Here is a 281-nt window from a genome sequence, read left to right as displayed (position 1 = left end):
AGGGGGGGGGGGGGGGGGGGGGGGGGGGGGGGGGGGGTCCCTCCCCCCCCCCCCCCCCCCCCCCCCCCCCCCCCCCCCCCCCCGCTCCGACCCGTCCCCTCCCGTTGAAGGGTGGGGAAAAGCCGGTAGGGGTGCACGTAGATGGGCCGGTGCGGGCCGTAGGGCCCGGTTTGGCTTACGGCGGCACGCCCCCACCCACCCGCACTCACTCCCCCAACGGGAGGGGACGGGCCGGAGGGGCCTGTGTTGTGGACGTAAAGCGAAGCAGTCCACAACACAGG

It is taken from the genome of Streptomyces sp. NPDC029466, from assembly GCF_055574515.1.
The sequence above is the reverse complement of the archived record's forward strand: the minus strand, read 5'-3'. Positions refer to the sequence as shown.